6 protein-coding genes are annotated in these 5,363 nt (G+C 73.9%); 3 read left to right on the top strand and 3 right to left on the bottom strand.

Annotated features, from left to right (window positions below; all coding sequences use genetic code 11):
• Nucleotides 1–30 precede the first annotated feature (30 nt).
• Complete coding sequence (locus IH54_RS40935; RefSeq protein ID WP_234344272.1) at nucleotides 31–1,029, top strand: zinc-binding dehydrogenase; 999 nt, start codon at nucleotides 31–33, stop codon at nucleotides 1,027–1,029.
• Between the two features lie 212 nt (nucleotides 1,030–1,241).
• Here IH54_RS40935 and IH54_RS0138290 read toward each other — a convergent pair whose 3' ends face one another.
• Both IH54_RS0138290 and IH54_RS0138285 read right to left on the bottom strand, forming a co-directional pair.
• Nucleotides 1,242–1,790: a DUF402 domain-containing protein gene (locus IH54_RS0138290; protein WP_031526074.1), complete on the bottom strand. Its 549-nt coding sequence runs from the start codon at nucleotides 1,788–1,790 to the stop codon at nucleotides 1,242–1,244.
• Between the two features lie 12 nt (nucleotides 1,791–1,802).
• A complete protein-coding gene (locus IH54_RS0138285) occupies nucleotides 1,803–2,564 on the bottom strand; it encodes a TetR/AcrR family transcriptional regulator (protein WP_234344273.1) in 762 nt (253 codons plus the stop codon).
• 110 nt (nucleotides 2,565–2,674) lie between these two features.
• Here IH54_RS0138285 and IH54_RS0138280 point away from each other — a divergent pair, with 110 nt between their 5' ends.
• Complete coding sequence (locus IH54_RS0138280; protein WP_031526070.1) at nucleotides 2,675–3,835, top strand: acyl-CoA dehydrogenase family protein; 1,161 nt, start codon at nucleotides 2,675–2,677, stop codon at nucleotides 3,833–3,835.
• 137 nt (nucleotides 3,836–3,972) lie between these two features.
• Entirely contained in the window at nucleotides 3,973–4,593 is a 621-nt protein-coding gene (locus IH54_RS0138275; RefSeq protein ID WP_031526068.1) for a TetR/AcrR family transcriptional regulator, read from the top strand.
• An 11-nt stretch (nucleotides 4,594–4,604) separates the two neighbouring features.
• On the opposite strand, the gene IH54_RS0138270 is transcribed toward IH54_RS0138275, so the two are convergent.
• Nucleotides 4,605–5,069, bottom strand: coding sequence for a MaoC family dehydratase (locus tag IH54_RS0138270; protein WP_031526066.1), 465 nt, complete (start codon nucleotides 5,067–5,069; stop codon nucleotides 4,605–4,607).
• Between the last annotated feature and the right edge of the window lie 294 nt (nucleotides 5,070–5,363).

Here is a 5,363-nt window from a genome sequence, read left to right as displayed (position 1 = left end):
AGATGTGTATAAGAGACAGGTCCCGGCCAGGTGCGGGTACGGCTCGCGGCCGCGGGCGTCTGCCACTCCGACCTGTCGCTGTCCAACGGCACGCTGCGCCAGCCCGTCCCCGCGGTGCTCGGCCACGAGGGCGCCGGGACGGTCGTCGCCGTGGGCGAGGGCGTCGGCCATGTCGCCCCCGGCGACCCGGTGGTGCTCAACTGGGCCCCCGCCTGCGGCAACTGCCACTTCTGCGGGCTCGGCGAGCCGTGGCTGTGCGCCAACGCGGGCGCGGCGGCCGCGCACGCGTACGCGACGCTCGCCGCCGACGGCACTCCGCTCCACCCGGGCCTGGGCACCGCCGTCTTCGCCGAGGAAACCGTGGTGTCCGCGGGCGCGGTGCTGCCGCTGCCCCCGGGCGTGCCGCTCACGGACGCCGCGCTGCTCGGCTGCGCGGTGCTGACCGGCTACGGCGCCGTGCACCACGCGGCGGCCGTCCGTGAGGGCGAGTCGGTCGCCGTCCACGGCATCGGCGGCGTCGGGCTCGCGGTGGTCCAGGCCGCGCGGATCGCGGGTGCCGGGCGGATCGTCGCCGTCGACGTGGCACCCGGCAAGGAGGAGTTGGCGCGCGCCGCGGGCGCGACGGACTTCCTCGTCGCCGGCGAGGACACCGCCCGCGCCGTCCGTGGTCTGACCGGCGGATACGGCGCCGACGTCGCCGTCGAGTGCGCGGGCCGCGCGGAGACGATCCGCGCCGCCTGGTCCTGCACGCGGCGCGGCGGGCGGACGACGGTGGTCGGCATCGGCGGCCAGGACCAGAAGGTCACCTTCAGCGCGCTGGAGCTCTTCTACTTCGGCCGGACGCTGTCGGGCTGCGTGTACGGCAACTGCGACCCGGCCGAGGACCTGCCCGTGCTGGCCGAGCACGTGCGCGAGGGCCGCTTCGACCTGTCCGGCATGGTCACGGACCGGATCGGCCTGGACGGCATCCCGGCGGCATTCGAGGCGATGACGGCAGGGCGCGGCGGCCGGGCCCTCGTCGTCTTCTGAGCCCCGCACCCCTGCCGGGCCCGCACCCCTGCCGGGCCCGCACCCCTGCCGGGCCAGCACCCTGGCCGGGCCCGCACCCTCGCCTGGCCAGCACCCTCGCCGGGTCCGCATCCCCGCACCCCTGCCGGGCCAGCACCCTCGCCGGGCCAGCGCCCCCGCTGGATCCGCACCCCCGCAGCCCGCAGGGCCCGCACCCGTACCGCCCGGTCGCGTCACTCCGCCGGGTCCACCATCGCCAGCCACGGCTCGTGCGCGCCGCCGAACGGGCCCGCGCACCGCGCCACCGCGTCCATCAGCCACTCCGCGGAGGCCTGGGCCGAGGCGATGACGTCGGGCGGGTAGCCGTACCGCACCTGGTGCTCGGCGAATTCGTCCTCGTCGACGAGGATCGGCCCGGCCGCGTCGCGCTTGCGCAGCACGTCGAGGTCGAGGTCGACCATCGTCACCTCGTCGCGCGAGGGCCACTGCGGCGGCGTGGTGATGTCGCAGTAGATCTCGGTGCTGCGCGGCGCCGCGTTGAAGACCGCCGTCCACCACGCGTCGCGCGGGAAGAGCAGGACGTGGGCCTCGGCAATCGTCACGTCCGGGTTGTGCCCCTTGCGCATCACGCCGTTGGGCGGCAGCCCGAGCCACACGCCGTGCTCGTCCTCGCCGAGCCGGTGCATCCGCAGGTTCCAGTGCAGAGTGCCGTCGTATTTGTGGTAGTTGACCTGGACGAGGCCGTGCGCGCCCGCCGCCGCTGCTGAATCCGGAGTCGACATGACGCCATCCTGTCAGCCGCCGTTCGCCGCCCGACCGCCGATTTCCGGCTCGCGTGCCCGGCCGTCCTCGCCCGCCCCGTCCTCGCCCGCCCCGGCCCGACCCACTTCGGCCGCGTACTGGAGCGCCAAGCCGTCGATGAGCGCCCGCAGCCCGGTGTCGAAGGCGGCCTCGTCGACCCGCTCGCGGTGCCGGGCCAGCAGATGGGCCTGCCCGAGGTGCGGGTAGTCGGCGGGGTCGTACGCGGTCGCGTCGCCGACGAAGCCGCCCGCGAAGGAGCCGAGCGCGGAGCCCGTCACGAAGTAGCGCATCGCGGCGCCGATCCTGGTTGCCTGGGCAGGCGGCCAGCCCGCCTCCACCATGCCGCCGAAGACGGCGTCGGCCATCCGCAGGCCGGCGGGGCGCAGCCCGGGGCCGACCGCGAGAAAGGGCACGATGTTGGGGTGCGCGCTGAGAGCCGCGCGGTAGGAGCGGCCCCACGCCAGCAGTGCCTGCCGCCAGCCGGCCCCGCGCTCCCCGCCCACCGTGTCCCCCATGCCGCCGCCGTCGAACATCGACACGTCGACCTGGCCGATGACGGTGTCGGCGACGGCGTCGAGGATCGCCTCCTTGGTGGCGAAGTGGTTGTAGAGCGAGGGGCCGCTCACCCCCAGTTCCGCCGCCAGCCGCCGGGTGGACAGAGCGGCCAGGCCCTCGGCGTCGACGAGCGCGAGCGCGGTCGTGACGATGCGGTCGCGGCTCAGCAGAGGCTTGCGGGGGCGGGCCATGCGGCACATAGTAGAGGCTGCCGACATAAAACTAGCGATGGTAGTTTCTGCGTTCGCGGGAGCGGGCGCGCCCGTTCCTGCGAAACGGCATCGCGCCGAACGGAAAGGCGGGACGGGACATGGCCCTGACGTTCGGGTTGTCCGCCGAGCAGGCCGACATGAAGGCTCTGGCCAGGGATTTCGCCGAGCGGGAGATCGTCCCGTACGCGGCCGCGTGGGACCGCGCCGAGGCCGTGGACCGGGCGATCGTCAAGAAGCTCGGCGCGGTCGGCTTCCTGGGCCTGACCATCGGCGAGGAGTACGGTGGCTCGGGCGCCGACCACCTGGCGTACTGCCTGGTCACCGAGGAGCTGGGGCGCGCTGACTCGTCCGTGCGCGGCATCGTGTCGGTTTCCCTCGGCCTGGTCGCCAAGTCGGTCGCGCACTGGGGGAGCGAGGCGCAGAAGCGGCACTGGCTGCCCCGGCTCACCTCGGGCGAGGCGATCGGGTGCTTCGGCCTCACCGAACCCGGCACCGGCTCCGACGCGGCGAACCTGACCACCCGCGCGGTCCGGGACGGCGACGGGTACGTCATCACCGGCGGCAAGACCTTCATCACCAACGGCACCTGGGCCGACGTCGTCCTGCTCTTCGCCCGCACCGGCACCGCCGCCGACGGCCACCGCGGCGTCAGCGCCTTCCTGGTGCCCGCCGACACCCCCGGCCTGACCCGCCGGGAGATCCACGGCAAGCTCGGGCTGCGCGGCCAGGCGACCGCCGAGATCACGCTCGACGCCGTCCGCGTCCCCGCCGACGCGCTGCTCGGGCCCGAGGGCAAGGGCTTCTCGGTCGCGATGTCGGCACTGGCCAAGGGGCGGATGTCGGTCGCGGCGGGCTGCGTCGGCATCGCGCAGGCGTGCCTGGACGCCGCAGTCGGCTACGCGGGGCAGCGCGAGCAGTTCGGCGCGCCGATCGCGGGGCGCCAGCTCGTGCAGGAGCTGCTCGCCGACATCGCCGTGGACGTGGCCGCGGCCCGCCTGCTGACCTGGCAGGTCGCCGACCTCATCGATCGCGGACAGCCCTTCGCGACCGAGTCGTCCGTCGCCAAGCTGCACGCGAGCGAGGCCGCGGTGCGCTGCGCGAACAACGCGCTCCAGGTCTTCGGCGGCTACGGCTACATCGACGAATACCCGGTGGGCAAGCTGCTCCGGGACGCCCGTGTCATGACGCTGTACGAGGGCACGAGCCAGATCCACAAGCTGCTGATAGGCCGCTCCCTCACCGGGGTATCCGCGTTCTGAAACCCGGCCCTCCGTCGCTAAGCGCTTGCTCACCCGCCCAGGTAGGGTGTGACCCTGACAACCGTGCGGTCGGCCTCGCCGGCCGGACGGGACACGGCGACCCTGCCGTGCCGACGGGTCCAAGGAGCGTGCGGGCGATGAGTGCGGAGGCGGCAACCGGCGAGGCGTGGGAGGACGTCACCCCCGACGCCGCCAGGCGGCTGGTGATCGCCGCGGTGGAGGCGTTCGCCGAGCGCGGCTACCACGCCACGACGACCAGGGACATCGCGGGGCGGGCCGGCATGAGCCCCGCGGCGCTCTACATCCACTACAAGACCAAGGAAGAGCTGCTCTACCAGATCAGCAAGGTCGGCCATCTGCGCTCGCTGGCCATGCTGGGCGAGGCGCGCGACAGCGGCGGCAGCGCCGCCGACCGGCTCGGGGCGGCCGTGAGCGCGTTCGTGCGCTGGCACGCCGAGCACCACACCACCGGGCGGGTCGTGCAGTACGAGTTGGGCGCGCTCGCCGAGGACCACTACGCCGAGATCGTCGTGCTGCGGCGGCAGAGCGAGGACGCGATCCGTACGATCATCGCCGACGGCGTGGCCGCCGGGGAGTTCGACGTGCCCGAGGTGCCCGGGACCACGCTGGCCGTGCTGTCGCTGTGCATCGACGTGGCCCGCTGGTTCAACCCCGCCGGGCGCCGCACGCCCGACGAGGTCGGCGCGCTGTACGCCGACCTCGTGCTGCGGATGGTGGGGGCGGACGGCCGGGGGTGACCGCGGGCGCCTCACAGGTAGAAGCGCGCCACCGTCTCGGCCACGCACACCGGCTTCTCCTCGCCCTCGCGCTCGATCGTCACCCGGGTGACGACCTGGAAGCCGCCCTTCGCCTCCGCCACGTCGGCGATCACCGCCGTCGCGCGCAGCCGTGAGCCGACCGGCACGGGAGCGGGGAAACGCACCTTGTTGACGCCGTAGTTGACGCCCATCCGCACGCCCTCGACCTGGAAGAGCCGGGGCGTCAACGACGGGATCAGCGACAGTGTCAGGAAGCCGTGCGCGATCGTGCCGCCGAAGGGGCCCTGCGCCGCCCGCTCCGGGTCGACATGGATCCACTGGTGGTCGCCGGTGGCCTCCGCGAAGGCGTCGACGCGCTTCTGTTCGATCTCCAGCCAGTCCGTCCAGCCGAGCTGTTCACCGACGGCCGCCCGCAGTTCGTCGGGCGAGGCGAAGACACGGGGCTGCTGGGACATGGGCGGGGCCTCCGGGCGGTGACGGGTTTCGCGGGCTGGCGCGCCGGGAAGTCTCGCGGGTTTCGCAGGTTTCCAAGCGCTTGCTCAGCATGGTTCCGGCCCTCCTGGCTGTCAACGCCACCCGGCCCCCGGCGCGTCCGGCACGGCGGCGGCAGGGGCCTGCGGCGCTGGGCCTCGCTGGTCACCGTCGAACTGTCCGACGCCCCCGGCGGATCGCGGCTGACGTGGACCGAGCAGTACACCTACCTCGTGTGGACGGGCGACGGCGCCCAGGACATCGCGCACCTGCGCGGC

Origin of the sequence: Streptomyces sp. NRRL F-5123 (assembly GCF_000721495.1) — a bacterium.
Taxonomy (GTDB): domain Bacteria; phylum Actinomycetota; class Actinomycetes; order Streptomycetales; family Streptomycetaceae; genus Actinacidiphila.
The sequence above is the reverse complement of the archived record's forward strand: the minus strand, read 5'-3'. Positions and strand labels throughout refer to the sequence as shown.

What these genes read in the sequence shown, in the direction of transcription:
- IH54_RS0138290 (WP_031526074.1), bottom strand. Translation starts at nt 1,790, where the DNA reads ATGTCGACTCCGGATTCAGCAGCGGCGGCGGGCGCGCACGGCCTCGTC.
- IH54_RS0138285 (WP_234344273.1), bottom strand. Translation starts at nt 2,564, where the DNA reads ATGTGCCGCATGGCCCGCCCCCGCAAGCCTCTGCTGAGCCGCGACCGC.
- IH54_RS0138280 (WP_031526070.1), top strand. Translation starts at nt 2,675, where the DNA reads ATGGCCCTGACGTTCGGGTTGTCCGCCGAGCAGGCCGACATGAAGGCT.
- IH54_RS0138275 (WP_031526068.1), top strand. Translation starts at nt 3,973, where the DNA reads ATGAGTGCGGAGGCGGCAACCGGCGAGGCGTGGGAGGACGTCACCCCC.
- IH54_RS0138270 (WP_031526066.1), bottom strand. Translation starts at nt 5,069, where the DNA reads ATGTCCCAGCAGCCCCGTGTCTTCGCCTCGCCCGACGAACTGCGGGCG.